This is a genomic window from Pseudomonas sp. AC112, from assembly GCF_979253545.1.
Window position 1 is genome coordinate 1,924,063 of the sequence record NZ_CEEDCM010000001.1, and the last position, 24,670, is coordinate 1,948,732.

General features: G+C 60.8%; 16 protein-coding genes. 2 read left to right on the forward strand and 14 right to left on the reverse strand.

Annotated elements, in window-relative coordinates:
* Positions 1 to 82: 82 nt before the first annotated feature.
* The 9 genes from pelG to AC0IYN_RS09030 form a co-directional block, all read right to left on the reverse strand.
* Positions 83 to 1,453, reverse strand: a complete 1,371-nt coding sequence (gene pelG / locus AC0IYN_RS08990; protein WP_471841123.1) for an exopolysaccharide Pel transporter PelG — start codon at positions 1,451 to 1,453, stop codon at positions 83 to 85.
* Positions 1,454 to 2,968, reverse strand: coding sequence for a GT4 family glycosyltransferase PelF (pelF, locus tag AC0IYN_RS08995; RefSeq protein ID WP_025858569.1), 1,515 nt, complete (start codon positions 2,966 to 2,968; stop codon positions 1,454 to 1,456).
* Entirely contained in the window at positions 2,958 to 3,953 is a 996-nt protein-coding gene (locus AC0IYN_RS09000; RefSeq protein WP_078046424.1) for a HEAT repeat domain-containing protein, read from the reverse strand. Before AC0IYN_RS09000 ends, pelF begins: the two co-directional genes overlap by 11 nt.
* Positions 3,931 to 5,298, reverse strand: a complete 1,368-nt coding sequence (locus AC0IYN_RS09005) for a PelD GGDEF domain-containing protein (RefSeq protein ID WP_250883755.1) — start codon at positions 5,296 to 5,298, stop codon at positions 3,931 to 3,933. The genes AC0IYN_RS09000 and AC0IYN_RS09005 overlap by 23 nt, the downstream gene beginning before the upstream one ends.
* Before the next feature lie 5 nt (positions 5,299 to 5,303).
* Entirely contained in the window at positions 5,304 to 5,822 is a 519-nt protein-coding gene (locus AC0IYN_RS09010; RefSeq protein WP_025858572.1) for a hypothetical protein, read from the reverse strand.
* Between the two features lie 26 nt (positions 5,823 to 5,848).
* Positions 5,849 to 9,457 (reverse strand): tetratricopeptide repeat protein, encoded by a 3,609-nt coding sequence (locus tag AC0IYN_RS09015; RefSeq protein WP_471841126.1) that lies wholly within the window; start codon positions 9,455 to 9,457, stop codon positions 5,849 to 5,851.
* Positions 9,435 to 12,248, reverse strand: coding sequence for a bifunctional glycoside hydrolase/polysaccharide deacetylase family protein (locus AC0IYN_RS09020; RefSeq protein ID WP_406596746.1), 2,814 nt, complete (start codon positions 12,246 to 12,248; stop codon positions 9,435 to 9,437). Before AC0IYN_RS09020 ends, AC0IYN_RS09015 begins: the two co-directional genes overlap by 23 nt.
* Positions 12,249 to 12,310: 62 nt before the next feature.
* Positions 12,311 to 13,243: an NAD-dependent epimerase/dehydratase family protein gene (locus AC0IYN_RS09025; RefSeq protein WP_471841128.1), complete on the reverse strand. Its 933-nt coding sequence runs from the start codon at positions 13,241 to 13,243 to the stop codon at positions 12,311 to 12,313.
* Positions 13,244 to 13,603: 360 nt separating this feature from the next.
* The gene (locus AC0IYN_RS09030) at positions 13,604 to 14,095 is read right to left on the reverse strand and encodes a hypothetical protein (RefSeq protein ID WP_471841130.1); all 492 of its coding nucleotides are present in this window, start codon (positions 14,093 to 14,095) and stop codon (positions 13,604 to 13,606) included.
* Positions 14,096 to 14,217: 122 nt separating this feature from the next.
* Here AC0IYN_RS09030 and AC0IYN_RS09035 point away from each other — a divergent pair, with 122 nt between their 5' ends.
* Positions 14,218 to 15,105, forward strand: coding sequence for an AraC family transcriptional regulator (locus AC0IYN_RS09035; RefSeq protein ID WP_471841131.1), 888 nt, complete (start codon positions 14,218 to 14,220; stop codon positions 15,103 to 15,105).
* Positions 15,106 to 15,120: 15 nt separating this feature from the next.
* On the opposite strand, the gene AC0IYN_RS09040 is transcribed toward AC0IYN_RS09035, so the two are convergent.
* Positions 15,121 to 15,822, reverse strand: coding sequence for an SDR family NAD(P)-dependent oxidoreductase (locus AC0IYN_RS09040; protein WP_406596742.1), 702 nt, complete (start codon positions 15,820 to 15,822; stop codon positions 15,121 to 15,123).
* Positions 15,823 to 16,102: 280 nt separating this feature from the next.
* Positions 16,103 to 17,419 (reverse strand): OprD family porin, encoded by a 1,317-nt coding sequence (locus AC0IYN_RS09045; protein ID WP_406596741.1) that lies wholly within the window; start codon positions 17,417 to 17,419, stop codon positions 16,103 to 16,105.
* Between the two features lie 411 nt (positions 17,420 to 17,830).
* On the opposite strand from AC0IYN_RS09045, the gene AC0IYN_RS09050 reads away from it, so the two are divergent.
* Positions 17,831 to 19,918, forward strand: a complete 2,088-nt coding sequence (locus AC0IYN_RS09050) for a TonB-dependent receptor (RefSeq protein ID WP_457248294.1) — start codon at positions 17,831 to 17,833, stop codon at positions 19,916 to 19,918.
* Between the two features lie 94 nt (positions 19,919 to 20,012).
* On the opposite strand, the gene AC0IYN_RS09055 is transcribed toward AC0IYN_RS09050, so the two are convergent.
* From AC0IYN_RS09055 to AC0IYN_RS09065, 3 genes are all read right to left on the reverse strand, one after another.
* Positions 20,013 to 20,231, reverse strand: a complete 219-nt coding sequence (locus AC0IYN_RS09055) for a hypothetical protein (protein WP_406596739.1) — start codon at positions 20,229 to 20,231, stop codon at positions 20,013 to 20,015.
* A gap of 234 nt (positions 20,232 to 20,465) precedes the next feature.
* Positions 20,466 to 21,572, reverse strand: coding sequence for an agmatine deiminase (aguA, locus tag AC0IYN_RS09060; protein WP_406596738.1), 1,107 nt, complete (start codon positions 21,570 to 21,572; stop codon positions 20,466 to 20,468).
* A gap of 121 nt (positions 21,573 to 21,693) precedes the next feature.
* Positions 21,694 to 24,594: an aminotransferase gene (locus tag AC0IYN_RS09065; RefSeq protein WP_471841134.1), complete on the reverse strand. Its 2,901-nt coding sequence runs from the start codon at positions 24,592 to 24,594 to the stop codon at positions 21,694 to 21,696.
* Positions 24,595 to 24,670 lie beyond the last annotated feature (76 nt).

Here is a 24,670-nt window from a genome sequence, read left to right on the forward strand (position 1 = left end):
CCAAACCGACCCAGCGGCCCCCCAACAAAAAAGGCACTCGCCGCGAACGCCAAGTGCCTTTTTCACACCACCTGAAACCCAATCAACGCGCCAACATAAACGTCTCATACTCCAGATCTTCCAGCGCCGACGACAAACGCACCAGCCCCAGCAACACGCACACCAGCAACGACAGCGTAAACCCGTAGCCGAAGAAGCTCGGGCCCAGGTGCATGCTGAGCAGTGTCAGGGCTGCGTTGAGTACGGCAAACAGTACGCACAGTTCCAGGACTACGCGGCGTTTGTCGAGGTAGAAGAACACGTTGAGCAGCGCCATGAACACGACCTGGATGCTCACGCCGATCAGGTCGATGTAGAACAGCGGCAGGTAGTAGCTGGAGATGCCGATCCACTCCAGCAGGCGCGGTGCAAAGAGAAACAGTAGCACCACTGTGAGACCCTGGACTTTGCAGATTTCCAGCAGGCCCTGGCGAATGGACAGGGTCATTTCGGTTTTCAGCGAACCGATGTGCTGCAAGGTTTCGCCGTCGCGGATGGCGCGGAACAAGCGGTCGTACCACTCGGCAAAATCGGTCTCGATGCGCACCAGGAACACGGCCATGCCAGGGATGATCGCCAGGTAGGCAATAAAGATGGGCATGTCGTACAGGATCGACGCACGCAGCGGGCCGATCACGGCGTTGGAGGTGCCTGGGTTGAACCAGAACAGGATCTTGTCGACCCAGATGCCGAAGTTATAGAAAAACCCGGTGACCAGCAGGCTGAGGAAGACGTTGCGACGATTGAGGAAGTCGAAGGCAATCATCTTCTCGGCGCGATACTCGCGCAGGATGTCGTAGAGGTACAGGAACAGCAGGCTGCCGTGCCCGATCAACAAGGCCAGCAACAGGCCTGGCATTTTCAGGAAGCTCAGCAGGTAGGCGCTCGCGACCATCAGCGAGTAGCCCACCACCATCACTAGGAGGATGCGGTTATATTTCTTCATCCCCGAGAGGAAGATGATCACCAGCCACAGGTTGCACAGCACCACGAAGTTCGACAGCACCAGTACGCGGTAGATCAGCGGCTGATCGAACAGCAGCGCCAGCACGATGACACCCAGCACCCCTGCCCCCACAGTCACCATCAACAGGATGCCCAGCAGGTTGGGCAGGATCTGTTCATAGTTGTGCTCGAACAACTGGTCGGACACAAAGCGGGTGAAGAACAGCTGCAGGCCGCCCGTCAGGATCAACGAGCTGGCCATCAGGTACGTCACCGTGACCAGGAATTGTCCCACCAGCGAGTTAGGCAACAACAGGCCCAGGCTGATGATCCCCACCAGCATCACGCTGATGATCGACAGCACCCAGGGGCCGGAGCTGATCAACCCGGCGTACACGTAGGCGTGCAGGGTGGCGGTGTATGAGTCGCGCGAGAGGATCTTGCGCAGTTCGAAGCCAATACCGGCCATTTAACTGTTCTCCATGGCTGCCTGGTACAGGTCGCGGTAGCGCTGCAGCATCAAGGCTTCGGTGTAGTAACGGTTGACCCGCAGCAAGCCGCTGGCTTGTGCCGCCTTCCAGCGCTCGGGGCTGCGCAGCAGCTCGAGGATGGCGGCGGAGGTGGCCTGTGGGTCGGCGATCGCCACCACCTTGCCAGCGTGGCCAAGGTCACGGTCTTCGGCGCTGCCGCCTTCGATCAATTCGCGGCACGAGCCGACGTCGCTGCTGATCACTGGGGTGCCGGCGGCCCAGGCTTCGAGGATCACCAAGGGTTGTGCCTCGCTGATCGACGTCAGCACCATCAGGCCAAGCTTGGGCAGAATGTCCTGGATGCGTTGGAAGCCGAGGAAGTGCACCTTACCCTCAAGCCCCAGGCTTGCCATCAAGCTGCGGCACTCGCTGACGTATTCCGGATCTTCTTCTTCCGGGCCGACAATCCAGCCTTCGGCGTTCGGCATGGCGCTGATCACGCCACGCATGGCGCGCAAAAAGGTTTTCACGTCCTTGATCGGCACCACCCGCCCGATCAACCCGACCACGGGGGCAATGCCCGGCTCGCGGGTTTCCATGGCGCTGGCCCATTGCGACAAGTCGATGCCGTTGGCGATCAGTTGCGTACGGCGCGGGTCGGCACCGTCCTTGATCTGGCGCTGACGGTTACCGTCATACAAGGCAATGATGTTATCGGCACTGTTGTAGGCCAATTGGCCGATCCGCTCGAAGTAGCGCACCCACAGGGTGCGGATATAGCCCGAACCACCGTCGAGGCTGCGGTTGAGCGCCTGCCCGGAGCTTTCGGCGATCCACGTGGCCTGGGCCAGATCGATCTTGCGCTCTTTGGTGTAGATGCCGTGCTCACTCAACAGGTAGGTGCACTTCCAGCGGTGCTTGAGGATGCAGCCCAGCAGTCCGGCGTAACCGGTGGAGATCGAGTGCAGCACCCGCGCCGGCGGCATCTTGCGCGAGGCTTCAGCGAGCATCAGCAGCGGTGACTGCAACGAACGCAGGGTCCAGAAATAGTTGACGAACGAGGGGTCGGCGCAATGCTGGCGATAGCCTTCGCTGAGGGTCTCCCAGCTGGCGCGGCTGCGCAGTACATCATCGAGGGTCATATGCCCGTCGGCGATGCAACTGAGCAAGCGCTCGCCGAGCTCGCGTTCCGGCTGGTCCGGGTGGTGCAAAAAGCGATACAGGTCGGCGAGTTGCTGCGGGTCGGCTTCGCGCGGCGTACCCCGGGTGTTGGTGGGGTGCGTCGCATCCTCGAGGAACACCTCTTCGATGTGCACCACGTTGGCCGGTATCTCATAGCGTCGCGAGGCGTAGGCTGAACGCTGGCCGCCAATGAACATCACCGAGAACGTCAGCTCCGGCAGGCCCAGGATCATCTGGTGAATCCAGCTCGACACGCCGCCACGCACGTATGGCCAGGTCCCTTCCAGCAACAGGCAGATATCGGCAGTCGGTGGCGTTTGCTTATGATTCATTCCAGCTCCTCACCAGCTCAGCGAACGGTGGCCGCTGGCGGGTTTCTTCAGGAAGGCTGGCGAGCAACCCGGGGATTTCATGATAACGACCGGCCTCAAACGCCAATTCAGCATGGAACGGCAGCAACTGAGCCGCGCCAAGGCCGTTCTTCTCGGCCTCGTGCAACAGCACTTCGGCGCGTTCGTTCTCGCCGCGTTCCAAGGCAATACGACCCGCCAGCAGCAACAGTTCGCCACCCTCGCCTGCCGCCAAACCCTGCTCGGCGTGCTCACTGGCCTGGCTGAGTACGTGTTCGAGTACGCTGCCCTGGGCCAGGCCGAGATAGGCCAGTTCCCAGTACCAACGCGCCAACATGCCATGTACCGGGCCCGCGGTGCGCGGGCTGACGCCAGCCAACTGCTCAAGGGCCATCTGGATGTGCAGGTTGATGTCGCTTTCTTGCTTGTCGAGCATCGAATACGCCAGCAGGCGCACGTCATCGCTCGGGTCGCCCAAGGCTAATTTGAGGATTGGCACGGCGTCCTTGCCGGGCATGCGGCGGGTCGCCAGCAATGCGGCGAGGCGCTGGTCCGGGTCGGGCGCATGACGCAGTACGTCCTGCAGTCCGCCATCCGCGAAAATCGGCGAGCGCGTCTGGGCTTGCGCACGAAATGGCAAACCTGGGATGCCCACGGATTGCCAGGCCTGACGGTCACGTTTGCGAGGCAGATAAAGCGCAGGAAAGATCGATGCAACCACACCCAACGCGCCGATGACCGGCACGAAGAAAGCCAGGCTGAAAATAAAAATCGGGCTCCAAGGCAAGGGGGCGCGGTAGCGCGCCGGCAGTAACAGCCACACGGCGCCACACAGCATCAGGCAGGCCAGGGCGTGGCTGAAGATGAACACCAGCAATTGATGAGACACCGGCGCATCAAGCCACAAACTGCCCCAACTGCCCGCCTCTAACACCAAGGCCCCGCTAAACAGCCACTTGCTGATCATTCAGGCCACACTCGTTGTAGAGGAAGTTACGCAGCCCGTTGCGATCACAGCCAGGCTCCAGGTTGAAAGGCATGACCCGCACACCCAAGCTGTCCAAGTCGGTATCGATACCAAAGTGCTCGTGCAACAGCATGCCAATCCGCGCCAGGTAGCCTTCGGTACCTTCCGGGCTTGTCAGCGGCAAGAGCACCAGCAGCAGACGATGTTCGCGGTTGTTGCGCACCGCCAGGTGCAGGTCCAGACCACGCTGGCTGCGCTCCATCAGACGCGACAGTTCCTCGTTGGCGCGCGTCATCTCGAACGCAAACAGACCAGCCGGCAAGGTGTGTTGCTCGACATCCACCAGCGAACGCTTGAGTTGCAAGGTGAACTGCTGGGAATCGGCGTCGGGCAATTGCAGTACGTGCGGGTCGCGGCGCAACAGGTCGGCGATGTGGCCAGCCAGCAGCGACAAGAGGCTCAGCGTACGATCCTGGAACGCGAAGAACGGCATCTGCCGAACCGCCAGGATCGCCAGCAACCGACCTTCGGCGTCGATCAACGGGATGCACGCCTGCAGCGATGAGAACTGCGCGGAGTTACCCGAGTCGATCAGCTCCTGGCGTACGCTGACCAGTTCACCGCGCTCCAGGCACAGCTTGATCAAACCGTCGTCGGTACCCAGGGGGCCCATCACACCGATCATCGCCAGGGCTTGCGGCAATACGTTTTTCTCGCTGTCGTCGACGCGGTACAGCCCCGCCACACGCAATGCGCCGTACTGTCCGAGCATCGCCACAATCGGCTCTGCCAATTCGCTCAATGCATCGCCTTCAACTGGCATGCCACGCAGTTTTTCGCGCAGGCCCAGCAGCGAACTGCGCAGGCTCTGGTCACTGCCGGCCACACGTTGCTCAAGCAGGTCGTGGGAAACCCGCAGGATCTGGTGGGCACGGGTAAATTCGTCGAGACGGTACTGACGGTATTCATTGGCCATCTGCAGACGCTCCAGGCGGCGCACCCACAGGTCGCGCACCTCACCCACCAGCATCCCGCAGACCAACACACCGACGATGAACGACGGCTCAAGCTGGGTATACCCTTCATGACCGCTGTAACGCAGCGCAAACAGCGCCGCAACGAGCAGCCCCGCGCTGAACAGGCCGCGCACAAAACCGTAACGCACACCCAACAGCAGCGGCGCCAGAATCGGCCAGGGGAAACCACCGTGCATCTGCAACGGGTCCTCGGGAGTCAGCCAGAAGCCAAGGCCAATCGCCAAGCCCGTCACCAGCAGTGTTTCCAGCCAAGACACCGGCCCGCTGGCGCGAGGCGCCAGGCTGTAATCCATGTGTGGAGAATTCATTGCGTTCACTCGAACCGAAGGGCGCCAACAAGTTTGTCGATTACCGTCTGAGCATTGCCCGCCAGGCTTTCACGGGACCAGCCGGCGCGTGCGCCACTTTTGCTCCAGAGCACACGACCGCTGCTGGCTTCCAGAACGCGCAGGCTGATGCCGACCGCTGGCTCGCCGTCCAGGCCGTTCTTGTACTGCCACTCTTCCACGCTGCCGGCAACGACGTAATCGAGCTTTTGCTCACGCGCCCATTCCAGGGCACCGGTCAAGCGCTCGTTGTCATCCATCAGCGCCTGTTCGCCCTGGGTGCTGGTGGGGTAAACCCGCGGTTGCAGGCCGTGGCTGCTGAGCACGCTGAGCAGGATCTGCTCGCTGCGTTCACCGGCTTGCGGAGTCTGGGAGTAGTTGATCATCGGCACGATGCCCCACTGCGCATTGCGCGGCAGGTTCGGGCTGTTTTCACTGGTGAAGCTGGAGCAGCCGGCGACGAACAGTACTGTCAGGGCCAGGCTCAGGTTACGAATTGCTTGCATAGGTTTTTCTCCCGTAGATTCTGTAATCAGCGCCCGAAACGCACGCCGTAGCTCATGCCCAGTGTGCCGCCGGACTTGCCATCCCCGCCTTGTGGCGCAGATTGGTAGCCGAAGGTGAGGGCCAGTTCGTCGTCACCCAGGACTTCGAAGCCGACGCCGGTGTTGATGCCGTAATTGAAGGTTTGATCGGTCCACTGCCAACCCGCCGTCATGTCCACCAACCAGGTGTATTGCGGCTTGCTGCGCACCAGCGCTCCCGGTATGCCGCGGCGCCAGGAACTACCGACGTAGAGTTGGCCGTAGCGGCTTTGCAGCAGGTCGCCACCGGTGACGGTGTCCACATCAAGAGGATCGAGCGCGCCGGTATCCGGGTCTGTCGACTGAGGCGTGATCTTGATAGCACCGCCATTGCGGCTGGACAGGTAATCCAGGTTGCGATCCTTCACGCTGTTCTTCTGGTAATCCACACCACTGCGCACCGTCCAGTTAGGCCCGGCGAATTCCAGCGTGTGGTTAAGCTCCAGCTTCACTGCATGACCGGTGCCCAGCGAGTCGCCAGCGCGGGTCGAGAACGACCGCTGCGCCACTTCCCAACTCAGCTGATCCCGTGCGGTCAAGCCATGACGCCCGCCGACCCAAGCCCGGTCCTGCTGGCCGAAAGCGCGCATCAGGCCGCTGTCGTCGCTCTTGCGATGCCAGTCCAGGCCGGTTTCGAGTTGATGGCTGGTACCCAGTTGCCACATACGCGACAGCCCCAGGCCGTTGCGATCGTCGTCCTGGCGCTGGCTGGTATCGGCGAACAGCTTCCAGCTGCCGTTTTCCACCGAGCGAATCAGGGTCAGGGCCGCGTTGCTCTCTTCACCTATTCGCGAGGAGATCACGTCGTCGCCTTTGTATTTGCCATGTTCCATCTCGACGTCGGCGTACCATTTGTCACCCAGGTTATGGGCGATTTCCAGGCGTGGAGAGTCAAACGAAAGGCCACCGAAATCCTGCTTCTGATAGGACAGCAGGGCGCCTTGCGGGGTGGATTCGTGGATCTCTACCGCCTGGCGGCGCAGTTGCTCATTCACCGAGTCTGGTTGGTCATCGCCTAATGCCGAGAGGCTGGTTTCCAGGGCTTCATTGTTACGGTTCAGACGACTGAGGGCCTGGGCACGCTGCGCCGGGTTCAGGTCGCTGCTGGCCAACAGGGTTTCAACCTGCGCTTTGTTGCGGCTGCGCAAGGCTTCCTGGATTTGCTCGTACCGGTCGACCTTAAGGCCCTGGGTGCGCGCCCAGGCCAGCCAATCGTCTTTCTGCGCTTGTTGATTGGTCGCGTCCAGACGAGACAGCAGGCGTTCGAACCACAGCTGCTTCATCGACGGCGAACCGTCTTTCCACTTCAGCAGTTCTTGCTGTGCCTTGCGTGGCGAGTAGCTGCTGGACATCAAGCGCAGCCAGATCGCGTAGCGCTGGGACGACGGTTGCAGGTTGTCGGCCTCGGGGTTGCGCAGTAGTTTCAAGCGCAGACGTTGGGCGGCATCCTGGTAGCCAGAGGTTTCCAGCGCGTCGGCATAGGCCGCCTGTACCAGCCAGTCGTTCGGGGAAAGCTTGAGGTACTGGCGATACCAGGCCAACGCCTCGGCATCGCGACCCAATAGCTGGCTGGCACTGGCGAACGGCAACCACAGCAGGCGGTCTTCGCGCGCATAGGCACGCCACTTGGTCAGCAATGGCTTGAGTTTGGCCGTGTCGGCCTGGTCGACGTAGAGCCAGGTCAGGCGCTCGCGGAACAGGTTGTCATTGGGATAGCGCGACAGGCCCAGCAGGTACAAACGCTCGGCTTCGGCGCTATCACCCTGCTCGATCGCCAGCGCGCCACGCACCGCCAGAACCTGGGCCTGCTCGTAGGCATCCGGGTACTTCTTGGCGTCTTCCAGCAACGCGACGACCTGGTCCCACTCCTCCAGCTCCTGGGCCAGTTGCAGCGCCTCGACCAGTCGCTGCGGGTCTTGGGCGCGATGCCAACTGGCAACCATCAACGCCAGGGCGCGCTGTGGGTCGCGGGTGCGGTACAGCGTGATCAATTGGCTCTCGTCACCACTGACCAGCTTGCCATTGAGGGACAGCAGTTTTTCCAGCGACACGCGCAGGTCTTCGTCGCGCTCCAAGTCCCAGGCCAGGGCAGCACGGGTGCGCCAGTACTCCGGGTCATCGATGGAGGCGTCAGCGGACTTCACCACTTCCCATGCAGCCTGTTCATTGAACAGCTTCATTTCAGTGCTGGCCCAATCAACCAATTCGGCCGTGGTCAACTTGTAGCGTTTTGCATAGTCCTTGTAGAGCGTGCCCTTGGCCGCGAACTGCCCGGTGTTTTCCAGGTTTTGCAGCAGGCGCGTCCAGGCCAGGCGATGCGACGGGTATTTGCGCAGGTAAGTGCGTAACCAGGCCTCGGCTTCGGCGGGTGTACCGCGCGATTCGTGGCCGTAGATCAGCGCGTCCAACTCGGTATCTGTCAGCGCACGTTGCTGCATGATCTCGGCGAGCAACGGGATAGAGCGGTCAAAGTCGAACTGCTGGCTGGCGAGGCGCCAGGCGTGCTCGCGGACTTGCGCGTCTTCCTTGAGCTTGAGCACGCGGATCCAGTAACTCAGCGCCGCTTCATTGTCGCCGCGCCATTCACCGAGCTTGGCCATCTGTTCGAGCAACTCGATATCATCCGGATAATCGACCGTCAGTTGCTGACCGGTGTCCCACGCGCCCGCCAGGTCATTGATGGCCAGGCGAACATGGAACTGCTTCAACGGGATACTCGGGTTATCAGGTTCCAAGGCATGCCATTGCTCAAGCACACGTTGTGCGAGCTCGAACTGCTTGGTCGCCACCGCAACGTCGACGCCCTGCTTCAGCCACGCGACGTCGGTCTGCGGGTTCGTGAGCGTCGGCAACTGGTCGGCAAGCACCTGTGCAGCCTGCTCGTCACGACCGGCCGAGAGCAAACTGTTGAACGCCAGTTGCGCGTACTCACGCTGCTCGCCAGGTTGCTGGGCGTCGCGCTTGAGTTGCAAATAGATCGCCGCCGCACGTGCCGGTTGTTCACCCGCCAGGTACCACTGCGCGGCCGATTTGAGGGCTTCGTTCTTTTGCGCAGGATCACGCCCGGCAATCTCTTCAAAGACACTCGCGGCGAATGCCGGGGCTTGCAATGTCAACGCCAGCTTCGCCAGGTTCTGCAACTGCGCCACCGGCAATTTACGGTGATCGAAGCTTTCCAGGCGCTCGACCAATGCCTGCTGCGCGATCAGATCGTTACCACTGGCGGCAACCAGCGCATCCAGCTCCAGCCGGTAGTAAGCCTGGGTTTCCAACTGCGGCGTGGGCCAGGCTTCAATGTGCTCGCGCGCCTTGGCGTAGTCACCGAGGCGAATCAGCAGGTCGACCAACTGCAATCGCAGGCGGTCGTCGTCCGGGTGCGCTGTCAGCAACAGCTCGGCATAGTTGGCCGACACGGCGTCGGGTTCGCGCCCGTCGGGCTGGAACACGGATTCACGCTGAAAAGTCGCCCACAGCAGACCGCCTACGGCAACCGCGACTACCGCCAGCGCCCAGGGGTTGAGCAGCCGACTGTTCTTAGTTGCAGAGGAGCTGACCATTACTCACCTGCTTCATAGGTAATTGAAAAGTCCAAAGGCCGGCCGAAGCCTTGCCCGCGAATCGCTGCCCATCCACCTCCACGCGACAGGCTGTTGCCGAGCGCACGGAGAAGGACAGGTCAAACTGACCGGCGAAGGAAAAACTCACACGCCGATCATCCAGGTAGCGCCAATCCAGCAACGGCAGGTTGGCTTCCTCCAGGGCGGGCCTGGGGTCTCTGTCCGCGCGCAGCACAAGCAATGCCTTGTCGCTGCTCAGTGCCACGTAGCGCCCCTGCGGCAAGTCGCGCACACCGGCAATGCCTTGTGATTGCAGCAAGTCCGGCCAGCCCATTTGCGCATCGAGCCGCACGGTACGCAGTGCATCCATCCCGCGAATCTGCCAGGCGCCGTCGGCGGTGCGCGCCAGGCTCGACTGGTACAGGCCGTGCAGACGGTCGACGTAGTCACTCATCCACAACGACATCGGCTGTTGCTCGCGCATGTAGCCGTAGATCTCGTGCATGGCCTTGATCGAGGCCTGCTTGGTGCTGGAGTAGAAGTGGTAGTAGAGGTGCAGGCCACGCAGGCGGCGGGGGCTGTCGGTCAACTCAAAGGTCTCGATCAACTCGCGAAAGCCGTAATACGGGCCTTTCCACAGGTTGGTGTAGAGGTTTTCGTTGATGATGGGTGCGTAGTACTGCAACCCGCCTGGGGTCGGGCGCAGCAAAGGGTTCAAGCCCGTCAGCGACGGATTGGCCTTGGTCATGATGGTTTCGGCGCCATTGACGTTCTTCAGGCCGGCGTCATAGGCCAGCTTGATGGTGTCGGACGATGGCAGCGCGTCGCCTGGCCAGAACACCATCTTCACCGGCTTCTGCGGGGTGGTCAGGTTCTGGTTGATGTAGTCGCGCGAGCCAAAGATCTCGCGACGGAAATCGATTTTGTCGTAGCCGGCGATTTTCATGTTCAAGCCGTATTCCGGGTTGAAATTCTCGCGCTTCTTGGCCTTGTCAGGCTGCATGAAAAAGGGGTGGCTGTAGGTGTGCGTGGCCACTTCGACTTTAGGGTTGGCGAAGATTTCTCGGGCAATCGGCTCAAGCTCACGCGCCAGGAACGGGAACGCACCACGCGGCGAAATCTCACCCTCGATGATCGACACCGAGGTCAGGAACGGGTTGGGCTTGATGTAGTCATCCAGGGTGTGGCGACCGGCGTACGGAGTACCGCGCACTTCGGCGCGGGAAGGGAAACCGTCACCGTCGATATGCACAGTCGCGATGCGCCGGCCGTTTTCGGTGGTGGTGTCCGGGCGCGGCTGTGCCGGCAGCCTCAGGCTGGCTTGCAGAAACGCAAAAGGATCGAGAATCCAGCGGCTGCGCTCGTTGTTGATTTCCAGCAGGTAAGGCGCCAGTGCAAGGCCGCCCCATTTGCCCACCACCACCGGGTTGAACACGGCGCCACCGGCACCGCTCAACGACAACGCCGGTGTTGGGCCGTTGGGCAGGACAGACACCGAAGCCAGATCACGGGAGCGAGGTACCACTGGCGCTTCGAACGCACCCAGCAAAGCCTTGTCCTGGTGAGTGATGGTCAACACTTGGGTCGCGGGCGGCACATCACGCTTGAGACCCAGGCGCTTGAGCAGCAGTTTGTCTTCAACCGGAAGGCCGCTGAAAAACACCACCGGCACCTGCTCGTCCAGGCGAGCATTGAGAAAGCGATTGAACGCCGCTGCGTCCTGGGGCGGGCCGCTGGTCATCCAGGTCACAACGCCCGCGTACACGCCACTGAAACCGTAGAGCGGCAGGTCACTGTTGGCCGGCAGATAATCGACACGGTAGCCGAGGTATTCCAGCAACCCACCGAGGTTGCTATGGCCAGCGGAATCTTCCAGCGCACCTTCGCGCGGGTCGAAAATCATCGCGATGCGGCGCGGCTGGACTTCGATGCTGCTGATGCCCAGGGTGTTGAGGTCAGGCGTGCTGATGTACGGGATAAAACCTTCATCGCGCAGACGCTTGGCGAGCTTGCGCGCTTCATCGCGACGCTCAGGTGGCAAGTAGTCAATCGCCACCAGCGGGACGCCCTTGGCGCGCAGCGGTTGCAGGTGCGTTTCAAGCCACTGGCGGTCGGACTCCGAGACCGGGCGATAACGCTTGGCAGAGGCATCCCAACCGGCATGGATCGATTCGACAGCCACCGCGGCGGCGACGCCATCCAGCTCCGGCAACACTTCGAAGCCGCGGTTGAAAAACAGCTTCAGCGTGGGCTGACGCTTGTGCAACTCACGCAGCAGGCTGGCCAAGCCCACGCGCTGAGCTTCGCGCTGGTCTTGTGGCACCAGTTGGAAACTGTCGAGCGTGTCGAGAAACAGACCCGCATAGCCTTGCGCTGCCAAGGCCTTGGCGCGACCGAACAAGTGCTCACGCCAGGCCGTCGAGGTGAGGTCCATGACCTGACTGTTCCAGGCGTCATTACGCACAGGGGAGACCGCCTTGCTCAACCCCGCTTTCTCGACCTCAGCCTTGTTGCCGTCGAACTCGCCGATGGACAGGTACGCAAACGGCTGGCTGCCCAGCGCCCGCAAGGTTTTCACATCACCCGGCGTCATGTGGCCCGGTTCGACCACGGCCCAGTCGAACTGCGCCAGTTCCGGCAGCGGTGGTTGCTCGGCATACCAGAAGGCCACGCTGGCCGGCTGGGAGACAGCAGCAGCGTGCACGGCCGGCCCACCGACGAACAAGGCAAGGGCAGCCAACAGCCGCTCAGCTATCGCGCGGACACGCGTCCTGCGGAAAACGATTTCCATAATTCACTCTAGAAGATGACTGAGCCAATACTGCGTTAACGTCGGGCGAATTGACCGGCGAACTACAAACTGCGCAAAAGCTGCGCCAGACCCTGGCCGATCGAGGTCGGTTCCGGGAGTGCAAAGCGCTCTAGCAGACGGGTGTTATTGGCGCGTGAATGGCGTATGTCGCCTTGGCGTGGCGCCTGGTACGTCACATCCAACGGGGCACCTGTGGCATTGCCCAGCTCAGCGATCAGATCGTTGAGGCTGGTCGAACGGCTAAGCCCGACGTTGATCGCATCAGGCGCCGGCTCGCGGGTCTCGACTGCCTGCACAAGGATGCTCACCAGGTCCTGCACATAGACGAAGTCGCGCGTCTGCTCGCCGTCGCCAAATACGGTGATGGGCTTACGCGCCAGTGCGCGCTCGGTGAAGATGCTGATCACACCGGAGTACGGTGAGGAAGGATCCTGGCGTGGGCCGAAGATATTGAAGAAACGGAATATCACCGGTTCCAGGCCATGCTCGCGACGGTAGAAGTCCAGGTAGTACTCACTGGCCAATTTGTCGCTGGCATAAGGTGTCAGTGGCGACTTGGGCGTTTCTTCCACGATGGCGGTGCCTTCACCGTTGTTGCCATAGGTCGCCGCACTGGACGCAAACACTACGCGTGTCACGCCGGCCTTCAGCATGCTTTGGCATACATTGAGCGTGCCGACGAAATTGGCCTGGTGGGTGGCGACAGGATCATCAACGGAAGCCTGCACCGAGGCCACCGCAGCCAGATGCACGACCGCGCTGCAATCTGCCATGGCCAGCTCAACGACGGCGCTGTCCGCGACATCTCCGACCAACAGTTCCAGGTCAGGATTCCCGACAGGCAGATTCGCTGTTTTGCCAGTCGACAAATCATCCAGCACGCGAATCTTGTAGCCTTTACCCAGCAGCGCATCTACCAGATGTGACCCAATAAAACCTGCACCACCGGTAACCAGAATTCGCCCTACAGCCATGACGTTCACTTCCCTAAGACTCATATGCAGGCGCGTAGAAGCGAGCCTGCTAATACAGTGACAATGTTTAAGGGCTACACGCTTGGCCGTCCGAGTCGAAGCCGCCACATCCCTATATCTTGAAGATCCACAGCACGCGACGAATGTGCTTCGCCGATATCATTTTAATGGCTTAGAGCCATCAAAACGTCGCGAATAATGTTGGATCCCAAGTCAACTGTCAACGTATTGTCTTTTTTGCCGCCAGACGGCAATTTCGGTCTGAAAATGCCATTTATTTGACGACGGTAATAGGATGAAAAAGTGATCGGGCCTTCAATGACGCGGGCTGTGCGCAGGTGATGGCAGGCGCTGAATGGGTCAGTGGGCGATGCCGAGACGCGCCCGTCTGCTCAGGTGGATCATTTGCGCAGTCAGGCCAATGACGAGCGCCAACGCGATGCTCGCCTGCGCACCTAGCAGCACCGGCGACTGCAGGTCCGTGACGAAAGGATGGCCATCCGGCACGCGTCGCAATGTCTCGGAAACCGTCGGCACCATTAGGAAGAAGGCGGTCAGACTCAGGAACACCGTTTCCAGGTAAACACGCGCCCTGCCCAGCCAAGTCACGTGCCCTACGCCATAACCGGCCGCGAGCAATGCAATCGTGATGACACCAATGATGTTGCTGACAGGTTGCTTTGCGACCAGGAACACGGTGAGGCCACCGATCAACATCGACACGAGATAGAACAACCCCGGCACTGAGCGGGGAACGATGCGTCCATGACGAATGAACATGTAGGCGGCCAGTGGAATGGCCGGCAGGCTGCCGAGGGTGTGGATCCAGCCTAGGGCGGAGATTCCGAACATTTCAGTGCTCCCATGTAATTGGATGATGTGCATAGACGGCCTTCGCTGGAAAGGCGCTTCCCGATGGCGGCGGTACGGTATGATTTCGAGGGTCAGCTTAGTGAAGACGTGGTCGAACCGACATGATGAATCCCCTGGAAAACTTGATCATTCATCCAGAAATGCAGCTTGAAGGGTTTGCCAGGGGCGATCTGCTGTCCCAAGTCTTGGCGCAGATCCGTCTGACAGGTGATCGCGTGTATTCCTGCGCGCTGGCGGAGGCGCAGTGCCTCGCGCTGGATGAAAAGAGCGCGCACATTTGCGTGCTTCAGCAAGGCCACTTGCATCTGGAAGTGGCCGACCAACCGCTGCAGACACTCGACCAGGGCGATGTGATCCTGCTACCCCACGACCCCGCGGGTATCACGATGATGGCAGTCAACGGCCCCGCCAACGTGGTCATCTGCCGGTTCTGGTTCGACGCAAGCAGCTTCCAGGCAATGTTGTTTGCCCTGCCCCGGCTGATCCACATTCAGCAAGCCGAAGCCGCCGCCTGGGCGGAGGGCATCCTGCATTTCATGTTGCTCGAAGCCCATGACACGCAGCCGGGCGGAGCGTTGATGATTTCGCGCCTGATCGATCTTGTGGTGATTCGTATCCTGCGCACTTGGGTGCACCAGGGCGTCGCTTCCGGTTGGCTGGGTGGGTTGTCGGATGCGCGTATCGCCCGCGCGCTGAAAGCCATTCATGAAACGCCTGGCAAGCAGTGGCGCATTGATGCGCTGGCAGAGGTTGCCGGGATGTCGCGCTCCAATTTCTACGAGCGATTCAGCTCCTTGATAGGCCGCTCACCGTTGCGGTATCAGAATGAATGGCGGCTTACCCTGGCGAAAACCATGCTGTCCAAACAGGACGGTCGCATCGGCGAGATTGGTTTTGCGATTGGCTATGAATCCGAAGCGGCGTTCAGTCGCGCCTATAAAGCCTTTTTTGGCCGGTCGCCACGCGAAGATAACGCCCGGCCGGCTTAGGCCGGGGCGCCTGTATCAATGCCCGGCGCTTTGTCCGCCATCGACATGCAGAATCTCACCCGTCACAAACCCTGCGTTCTCCAGGTAGACGATCGCCTGGGCAATATCGCTCACCTCGCCCATGTGCCCGACCGGGTGCAATTGCCCTAGCGTCGCGTGGGTTTCCTCACCATGCATCGGGGTCTTGATGATCCCTGGGCTCACCGCATTCACGCGAATCCCGCGCTTGGCGTATTCGATCGCCAACGATTTGGTCGCCGAATTCAGCCCACCTTTGGTAAGGCTGGCGAGTACTGACGGCACGCCATCGATGGCGTGGTCCACCAGGCTGGTGGTGACGTTAACGACGTGGCCGGCGCCGTGTTTTTCCATCTCGGCAATCGCGAGCTGGGTGATGTAGAAAAAGCCGTTGAGGTTCACCGCGAGGACATTGGCGTAGTCCTCTTGGGTGTAGGCCGTAAACGGTTTGGCGATGAAAATGCCGGCGTTGTTAATCAAGCTGTCGATGCGACCGAACGTGGCCAGGGCTTCACGAACGACGCGCTGGGCGGTGGCCGGGTCGGCGATATCGCCCGCGACAGTGAGGATGTCGGGATCGGAGGACGGTTGGATCGAGCGCGAAGTGGCGACCACGCGATAGTCGAGGGCACGGTAGGCCTGGACCACGGCGGCACCTATACCTTGGGACGCGCCGGTGATGATGACGACTTTTTTCATGATGGTGCTCCAGTAGCCGGGCATCGGGATGATGGCCGGGCAGTGGGGCCAATTTAGGCTTGCGCAGGGAGTGGATAAAGATAGGCCTGGGTACTTCATTAGTGATGCGGTGTAATAGATCAACTGAACGCCGTGAAACTGCTTTTCCTATTTGTAATATTCCCGCCGCTATTGGCTTCCCTTGCAAGCTCTTGCCGCGTGGACTGATCGCTGCCCATAAAAAAACCCCGAACCAGTCGGGGTTTTTTATCGCCTGGGATCAGGCGCGAGCTGCGATCAATCAGAAAACGTTGATCGGGTAGTCGGCGAACAGACGGATTTCGTTACCGCCTACGTTGTACTGGTCAGCGTTGCTGGAAACGCGCAGCCACGAGGCACGAGCACGCAGGCTCAGGTCTTTGGCCGGGCCGCTCTGTACGACGTACTTGAACTGGTTCCAGATTTCGCGCTCGGTGCCGTCGCCGCGGTTGGTACCGTCGTCGATGTTGGTACCGCGCACGTAGGCAACGTTGTAGGTCAGGCCTGGCACGCCGAAAGTGGCGAAATCGATGCCGTAGCCCACTTGCCACGAACGCTCGTCCTTGCCGTTGAAGTCGGACCAGTAGGAGTTGGCCAGCAAGATGGTGTTACCACCGTCACCGATGCCGCCAGCGTTACGGTAGCCGCCGTACAGGTAGCCAGTGTCGCCGGTGCTGCGCTGGTGAGCGACGGTGAAGCTGTGCGGGCCAACGGCCCACGTGGCGCCCAGGCTCCAGATTTTGTTGTCACGAGCGTTTTCGTCCTTCTGGTTTTCCAGGGCGAAGCTCTTGTCCAGCTTGGTTTTGTAGCCGTTGAAGTCGAACGTCAGCGACTGTTTTTCTGGCAGGGCCAGCACGTAGTTGACGTTGACGTATTGCTTCTTCAGTACGTCCTGCATGTCCGAGGCGTACAGCGCGGCGGACAGGCTTTCGGTGAATTTGTAGCTACCACCGATGTAGTCGATGCTTTTCAGGCGACCGCTGTCGGTGCCTTCCATGCTCTTGCGCGCTTCTTTGGTGAAGTGACCCGCGTCCAGTTGCAGACCGGCGATCTCTTTGGAGACGATCGAAGTACCGGTGTAGGTTTCCGACAACAGACGGGAGTTGTCGTACTGCAGCACAGGCACGGCCGGGAACTGATCACCGTACTTGAGCACGGTGTTGGAAACGCGGAACTTCACGGCAGCGCCGCCCTTGGCCAAGTCGTGTGGTGCCGAGCCAGGGTTGTTCGAGCCATCAGGGTTGGTCGTGCCATTGCCCTGTTTGAAGAAGTCGATGCCGCCAGCGCCGGCGCGACCTTTGCCACCGTCCAGACGGATGGCGTATTGGCCGATCACATCCACACCCACACCGACGGTGCCTTGGGTGAAACCGGACTCCAGCTTACCGATGAAACCTTGGCCCCATTCGGCTTTGTCTTGCTTGCCGTTCTTGTAGTCACGGCTGATGTAGGCGTTACGTGCGGCGATGTTCAGGTGGCTGTCTTCGATAAAACCCTTGGACTGGTCCTGGTCGTTAGCCATTGCTGTCGATGCGCTCAAAATCCCCAGAGCGATCAGACTCATCCGTTGCTTCAACATTTTCTTGTATTCCTTATTCCTGGTTGAGTACGCGCTGTGACACCAGGCTCCATGTCGCTTTTCTGGTGTCGACTGATTCCGGAAAAAAGAAGGCCCGCGGACGACTTAACAGGCCGCGAGCCTTTTTTATTGGATGAGTCATGGCGGTTAGCCACAGGCGTTGGGCGCAATCCTAGTCGCGCCCGGAACTATGTGTCAATTTCGCGAATCGTCTGTATTTAGGCGAAATAATTCTAAGGAAAGCCCTATCGACATACTGAGAGCGACAAAAAACCGCGTCAAAAACGGCAAAAAACACATTTCGTAACATATTTCACAGCCGATACGTTTGGTAATGGATAACGCGCGCAAATGCAAAGCATTACCATTAACGCGCAATTTACCTCCCTAACAATTCGGATACATTCCTCCATGCCAGCCCTTCGCCTGACGCCCCTTTCCCTTGGGCTTTCTGTCCTGCTGTCTGCCGGTTTTGCCTGTGCGACCACCACCTTGCCCGAAACCTCGGTCAGTGCCGAAGCTGACGAGGACGACCCACGCGTCAAGGAAACCAGCACCGCCACCCGCACCGCCACGCCCGTGCGTTATGTGCCCCAGGCCATCGATTCAGTAAAGACCGAAACCCTGCGCGCCTATGGCACCAATGACCTGGGCCAGGCGTTGAGCGGAATCCCCAACGTGAGCAGCGGCGCCGACACGCGCTTCGACAGCCTGCGCATCCGGGGTTTTGACGCGAGTAACGACTTCTACCTCGATGGCATCCGCGACGACAGCCAATACATTCGCGACCTGCACAACATCGAGCGCATCGAAGTGCTCAAGGGGCCGGCAGCAGTCCTCTACGGGCGAGGCGGTCAGGGAGGGATCGTCAACCGCGTGAGCAAACTGCCTACGGCCGGACACAAATCGAGCATCGAGGCCCAAGGTGGCAGCAACGATTTGCGCAGTGTGTACGCCGATCTGAGCACCGACCCCACCGATAACATCAGCCTGCGACTGAACATGGGGAACCAGGACAACAACAGCTTTCGCGATGGCGTCAGCGGCAACCGCCAACTGTTCGCACCGTCCATGAGCTGGCAACTCACGCCGGACCTGAACTGGCTGGTGCAATACGAATACAGCCGCTACAACCGCACGCCAGACCGTGGCATACCCGGCGTCAATGGCCGCCCCGCGGATGTAAGCCGCAGCACCACCTACGGTGACAGCCGCGATTACATCGACGACAAAACCCAGTCGCTGCGCTCCAAGTTGGCCTATGAGCTCAACGATAATTGGCAACTGCGCCAGACCCTGGGTGTGTTCAAGCTCGACAGCGACTTCGACAACACCTACGTCACCGGCTACACCCCGGCGACCAATCGTGTCACGCGCCAGCGCTGGCAGCAGGACCTGACCACCCTCAATATCTTCAATAACGTCGAGCTCGAAGGCGGCTTCAGCACCTTCGGCCTGGAGCACCGTCTGCTCACCGGCCTTGAGCTGGGCAGCCAGCGTCGCGATCCGAAGCTGTATACCGCCACTGCGGTCGCACAAGGCGGCCGCGTCGTACCGCCCCTGGACCTCAACCAACCCAATCGCAATCTCAGCCACACCGGGCGGATGAGTGTGTCGAGCAACAACCACACCGAAGTCGACAGCCGCGCCGTTTATGTGCAGGACCAACTGCGCCTGAATGACCAGTGGCAAGTGCTCGCCGGCCTGCGTTACGACCGCTTCGAAGTCGACACCAAGAACAAGCTGCTCAACACCCAGCAGGACGTCAAAAGCCACAGCACCAGCCCGCGCTTTGGCCTGGTATGGACGCCACTGGAGCATCACTCGTTCTATGCCTCGTGGAGCAAGACGTTCTCCCCGGCAGGCGGTGGCCTGATCGGCATCACGCCGAACGCCGCCGGCAGCGTCAACGACCTGAGCCCTGAGCTGACCAAGCAGAAGGAAATCGGGGTCAAGAGCGACTGGCTCGACGACCGCCTGAGCACCACGCTGGCCGTGTACGAACTGGAACTCTATAACCGTCGCACCAGCGACCCGCTGGACCGCACCATCACCCTGCTCAGCGGTCTGCAGCGCTCACGCGGTGTGGAGCTGACCGCCACCGGCAAGATCGTCGGCAACTGGTACGTACGCGGTGGCGTGGGCGTGCAGGACGCCAAGGTCGAGAAGGACAACAACGGCTTTGAAGGCAAACGCGTCAGCGACGTGGCCAAGCGCAATGCCAGCCTGTTCATCACCTGGAAACCGGAGATGGGCTGGTACGCCGAAACCGGCCTGACGCTGGTGGGCGACCGTTATGCCGACAGCCTCAACACCGTGGTGCTGCCGGGCTATGGCCGTTGGGACGCGTTGGCCGGGTTCCGTCAGAAGGAATGGGATGTCACGGCGGCGCTGAACAATATCGCAGATAAAACCTACTACGCATCGGCGACCAGTGTGGCGCAGATTCAGCCAGGGGAGCCGCGCAGCCTCGTCGTCACCGGCACTTACAGTTTCTAAATCACCTCCTCCACCTGTAGGAGCCGGCTTGCCGGCAATAGCGGCCTGAAGTCATGCGCTGATCTCACCGGCGCCATCACCGGCAAGCCGGCTCCTACAGGGGCGCCATCAATTCGCATAACGCGCGCACTTCATCCTCGCTGAACAACCCCGCCGGGTAGCGTTCACTCATCACGCTGCGCAGGTCTGGTTGTTGCCTGATCTGCCGCGAACCGTTTTCCTTCAACCAGAGCGCCAGTGCATGGATCGCGTCGCCGTTGACCCGCAGGGGGTGGAACGTGCGCGTGTACATCGGGTTGATATCGGCATTCATTTCAGCGCTCTCTCCTACTGCGTGAGCGGCTAACTTACTCAAGGTTTATGACAGAACTGCGCAGTCATCGCCTTGGGCCACTGTGACCACACCGATACAAGAGCTATGCCAATGTCCCGTGTTTATAGGCATTCGGACACAAAAAAGCCCACGACCTGTCTGGGCCGTGGGCTTGTCGTAGGCGCTTGGACTGATCAGCACCGGATCGCCGTCATGGCGCTGTTACAACTGCACTCAGTTTTTGTGTGGGGCCGGCTGCTGCTGGGTCAGGCAGTGGATATTGCCGCCGCCCAGTAACAGTTCGCGGCCCGGCACCATCACCACTTCGTGCTGCGGGAACAGGTCCTGCAGGATCGCCTTGGCTTGGCTGTCCAGCGGGTCGTCGAAGCTCGGTGCGATGATGCCACCGTTGACGATCAGGAAGTTGACGTAGGAACCGGCCAACCGCACGGTAGGATTGCGTTCCTGGGTGCCGTCAACCGGGTCCACACCGGCGCACTCTTCCTCGGTGGCATACAGCGGGCCGGGGATCGGCATTTTATGCACTGTGAACGAGCGACCCTGGGCGTCGGTGCTGCTTTGCAGTACGTCCATGGCCGCGTGGCAGCGCGCGTAGTTAGGGTCTTGCGGGTCATCGGTCCAGGCCAACAGGACTTCACCAGGGCGCACGTAGCAGCAGAAGTTATCCACATGGCCGTCGGTTTCGTCGTTGAACAGCCCATCTGGTAACCAGATGATCTTATCCACAGCCAGGTTGGCGCTCAGCACAGCCTCGATTTCGGCACGGCCCAGGTGCGGGTTGCGATTGCGGTTGAGCAGGCACTCTTCGGTGGTGATCAGGGTGCCTTCACCGTCGACATGGATCGAACCGCCTTCCAGCACGAAGCCTTCGGTGCGATAGCGCGGGGCGCGTTCGATCTCGAGGATCTTGCCGCCAACCTGGGAGTCTCGGTTCCACGGCGAATACAGGCCACCGTCAAAACCACCCCAAGCGTTGAAGTCCCAGTTCACACCGCGTACTTCGCCGCTGTTGTTGATCACGAAGGTAGGCCCGGTGTCACGCACCCAGCCGTCATCACTGGACATCTCCACCACACGGATATTCGGCACATCCAGGCGCGCGCGGGCGTTTTCGTACTGGCTGGCAGAGACGGCCACGGTGACCGGCTCAAACCGCGCAATGGCCTTGGCGACCGCCACGTGAGCGGCCTGCGCCGGCTTGCCGCCCAGGCGCCAGTTGTCCGGGCGCTCGGGCCAGACCATCCAGGCCTGGGTCTGTGGCGCCCATTCGGCAGGCATGTGGAAGCCATCGGCGCGGGGGGTGCTGTGCAGGGTGGTCATGGCGATCAGGACTCCGAATGGGGTAAAGGCCGACTTTATAACGGATAAAAATCGGCTTTAAAAGCGACAAAAGATCATAGGCGATAAATATGACAATAGTTAACCGATAACAATCGATTAACTACAGCTGCTCATCCAGCACCTTCGACAGCATGTCGACGAAGAAGTCCACGCTGCGCCGGGAGGTGACCATCGGCGGTTTTATCTTGAGGATGTTCAGATAATCACCCGTGGGCTGCATGAAAATTCCCAACTCCCGCAAGCGGTCACAGAGTAACGTGGTTTCTTCGGTGGCCGGCTCCAGGGTCTGCCGGTCGCGCACCAACTCCAGGCCGAGGTAAAAGCCGGAACCGTGGACAGCACCCACCAGCGGATGGCGATCGATCAGTTCCTCCAGGCGCGCCTTGAAATGCCCTCCGACCACTTGGGCGTTTTCCCACAGCTTTTCCTCCGCCATCACGTCCAGCACCGCCATGCCGATCCGGCAACTCACTGGGCTGCCCCCCGAGGACGAGAAGAAGTACCCCTCGGCCTCCAGGGCTTCCGCGATTTCACGCCGAGTGATCACCGCGCCGAGAGGCTGGCCGTTGCCCATGCCCTTGGCCATGGTGATGATATCGGGCACCACGCCCTGCTCCTCGAAGCCCCAGAAGAAATGCCCCATGCGGCCATAACCCACCTGCACTTCATCGGCGATGCACACGCCACCCTGGGCGCGGACACGCTTGTACACCTGCTGCAGATAGCCCGGCGGCAACGAAATACCACCGGCATTGCCGTACACCGGCTCACAAATGAAACCTGCCAGTTGCCGTTTGCTTGCAGCGATTTTCGCCAAGTTATGTTCCACGCTTCGGACGTAATCAGGCGCGCTGTCCTGCCCGCGGAACTCGCCGCGATAGGTATTGGGCGCGGTCACCGGGTGCACCCAATCTGGTCGGCTGCTCAGGGCCTGGGGGTTGTCGGCAATCGAGGTGGACACCGCATCGGCTGCCACCGACCAGCCATGGTAAGCCTCCAGCACGCTGAGCATGTCGCGCCCGCCGCTGTAGGCCCAGGCCAGGCGGATCGCCAGGTCATTGGCCTCGGTGCCACTGTTGACCAGGAATACCCGGTCCATGCCTGCCGGCGCCAGCGCGAGCAGTCGTTCGGAAAATTCGGCAATCGCTGCATAGTGAAAGCGTGAGTTGGTATTGAGCAACGACCATTGCCGCGCCGCCACCGCCGCCATGCGCGGGTGGCCGTGGCCCAATACCGCCACATTGTTGAGCATGTCCAGATAGGAACGGCCCTGCATGTCGATCAGGTGATTGCGCCAGCCGCGTTCGATGCGCGGCGGGTCGGCGTAATAGTGCTTTTGCGAGCGAGCGAAACTGGCGTCGCGGCGCGCCAGCAGCGCCTCGGGGTCCAGTTCGGGTTCGGCATCGCAGGCCAGCCCCAGCAGCGTGGCCGGCGATGGGCACAGCGCTTGCCACGCCTGTGCCCGGGACGGCGTGCAATACAGCGGTGCGGGCAGGTCGGTGCGGCACAGTTGCACGGTGAGCGGGCCTTCAACTTCACCGATCACCTGGCCCTTGAGCACTGCGGCACCCGGTTGCAAGTGCGCTTTGACACCCCATAGCCGCACGTTTGTTTCGTTGTTGTGCACGTGAAGCCCACCGTCAGCACCCCGTCGAACAACCCCGGCGAACGGCGATTCAACGGCGGTGCCCAACGGCACATGCAGCTCGACGTGCAACGGGAAGGTTTCAGGTTCATCCGCGCTGTCAGGCCGGGTCCGCGACAAACGGTATTGCCCGTAGCGACTCGCCGCCAAACCATGCACCGCCGCCGCGTCCAGTAACAGCCGCTGATCGATACCGGGCTGCTCCCAGTTGCCGGCCTCGAAATGTGGGCTGAGTACGCCCAGGTCAATCAATGCGAACTCACGCCCTACCAACCCGGGTAATAAAGGCGCAAAACCCTGCCCGGCGAGCGGCGTCGGTGCCTGCCCGACACTGCCAAGAATTGCCGCCTCCATCAGCTCGAACGGCACGGAATTCGCCACATGGAAGATTTCCCACTCATGCGCGGCGTTTTTCAGCAGGTAGCTGTTATCCGGGTCCAACCGTTGCTGCTGCTCGCTGCTCAAGACCAGCACCGCCGCACGGGCGACGATCAGTGGCCACAGCGCCTGCAATTCAGCGTGCTGCAGCGGTGTGACCGCATGACAGGCCTGGATCGCTGGCAAGATGGCAAAGGGGTCACCTTCGGCGTGGTGCAGCAGGGCTGCGCAGGTCACCGACAGGTCGGCAATGCGCCAGGTGTGTACCAGGTCGCCGAAATCGATCACGCCTTGGACCTGCCAGTGCCGCTGCGCATCGCGCTGCCACACCACGTTGTCATCGGTGATGTCCATGTGCACGGCTTGCCAAGGCAGATGGTCGGCCAGGCCGCGCAGGCGGTTTTCAACCTGTGCTGCCACGTGTTCCAGTGTGTCGCGATGTGGGACATCGCCCAAGGTTGCCAGCAGGTGCTTGATCAACGCCTGGGCGTGGCGCGGGTCCCATTGCAGCGTACGCGCCAGGCCCGGGTGGTCGAACTGCGCCAACGCTTGGCTCATTCGACCGCACAGGTCACCAAACCCTGCGATCACCTCGCGGCCCACGTGCGGCAGATGGGTCAACGGCTGGCCGTCGATATAATCCAGCACGCGCACGTGCAGGGTTTGGCCATCGACGGTCAGGGTCAGCAACTCCTCACCCGTCAGGGCCTTGATGACCTTGGGTACGCGCACAGCCTGCAGGCTGTTGAGCGCAGCGTGCTGGGCCTGAAGCTCAACGGCAGCGTAATCGCCCCGGCAGATTTTCAGAACATACCGCCCGCAGGCACTCTCGACTTTATAGTTGAGGTCCTGCTGGCTGCCCAATGATTGCAAGGTGCCAGTTAGGCCGTAATGCTGCTCGAGCAATTGCGCCGCCTGTTCGGGGCCTACTTGCGGGCACGGTAGACTGGCGCGATGGGTCAGGGTGGCGAGCAGCATGGGGTAGGCCTCGAATTTTCAGGGGTGTATATCGCCATTGTTCGGGGGGCTTGTGCAACCCCTGAGGCATACCGCG

What these genes read in the sequence shown, in the direction of transcription:
- AC0IYN_RS09020 (WP_406596746.1), bottom strand. Translation starts at nt 12,248, where the DNA reads ATGGAAATCGTTTTCCGCAGGACGCGTGTCCGCGCGATAGCTGAGCGG.
- AC0IYN_RS09040 (WP_406596742.1), bottom strand. Translation starts at nt 15,822, where the DNA reads ATGAAAAAAGTCGTCATCATCACCGGCGCGTCCCAAGGTATAGGTGCC.
- aguA (WP_406596738.1), bottom strand. Translation starts at nt 21,572, where the DNA reads ATGACCACCCTGCACAGCACCCCCCGCGCCGATGGCTTCCACATGCCT.
- AC0IYN_RS09050 (WP_457248294.1), top strand. Translation starts at nt 17,831, where the DNA reads ATGCCAGCCCTTCGCCTGACGCCCCTTTCCCTTGGGCTTTCTGTCCTG.
- AC0IYN_RS09000 (WP_078046424.1), bottom strand. Translation starts at nt 3,953, where the DNA reads ATGATCAGCAAGTGGCTGTTTAGCGGGGCCTTGGTGTTAGAGGCGGGC.
- AC0IYN_RS09065 (WP_471841134.1), bottom strand. Translation starts at nt 24,594, where the DNA reads ATGCTGCTCGCCACCCTGACCCATCGCGCCAGTCTACCGTGCCCGCAA.
- pelG (WP_471841123.1), bottom strand. Translation starts at nt 1,453, where the DNA reads ATGGCCGGTATTGGCTTCGAACTGCGCAAGATCCTCTCGCGCGACTCA.
- pelF (WP_025858569.1), bottom strand. Translation starts at nt 2,968, where the DNA reads ATGAATCATAAGCAAACGCCACCGACTGCCGATATCTGCCTGTTGCTG.
- AC0IYN_RS09025 (WP_471841128.1), bottom strand. Translation starts at nt 13,243, where the DNA reads ATGGCTGTAGGGCGAATTCTGGTTACCGGTGGTGCAGGTTTTATTGGG.
- AC0IYN_RS09015 (WP_471841126.1), bottom strand. Translation starts at nt 9,457, where the DNA reads ATGGTCAGCTCCTCTGCAACTAAGAACAGTCGGCTGCTCAACCCCTGG.
- AC0IYN_RS09035 (WP_471841131.1), top strand. Translation starts at nt 14,218, where the DNA reads ATGATGAATCCCCTGGAAAACTTGATCATTCATCCAGAAATGCAGCTT.
- AC0IYN_RS09045 (WP_406596741.1), bottom strand. Translation starts at nt 17,419, where the DNA reads ATGTTGAAGCAACGGATGAGTCTGATCGCTCTGGGGATTTTGAGCGCA.
- AC0IYN_RS09030 (WP_471841130.1), bottom strand. Translation starts at nt 14,095, where the DNA reads ATGTTCGGAATCTCCGCCCTAGGCTGGATCCACACCCTCGGCAGCCTG.
- AC0IYN_RS09055 (WP_406596739.1), bottom strand. Translation starts at nt 20,231, where the DNA reads ATGAATGCCGATATCAACCCGATGTACACGCGCACGTTCCACCCCCTG.
- AC0IYN_RS09010 (WP_025858572.1), bottom strand. Translation starts at nt 5,822, where the DNA reads ATGCAAGCAATTCGTAACCTGAGCCTGGCCCTGACAGTACTGTTCGTC.
- AC0IYN_RS09005 (WP_250883755.1), bottom strand. Translation starts at nt 5,298, where the DNA reads ATGAATTCTCCACACATGGATTACAGCCTGGCGCCTCGCGCCAGCGGG.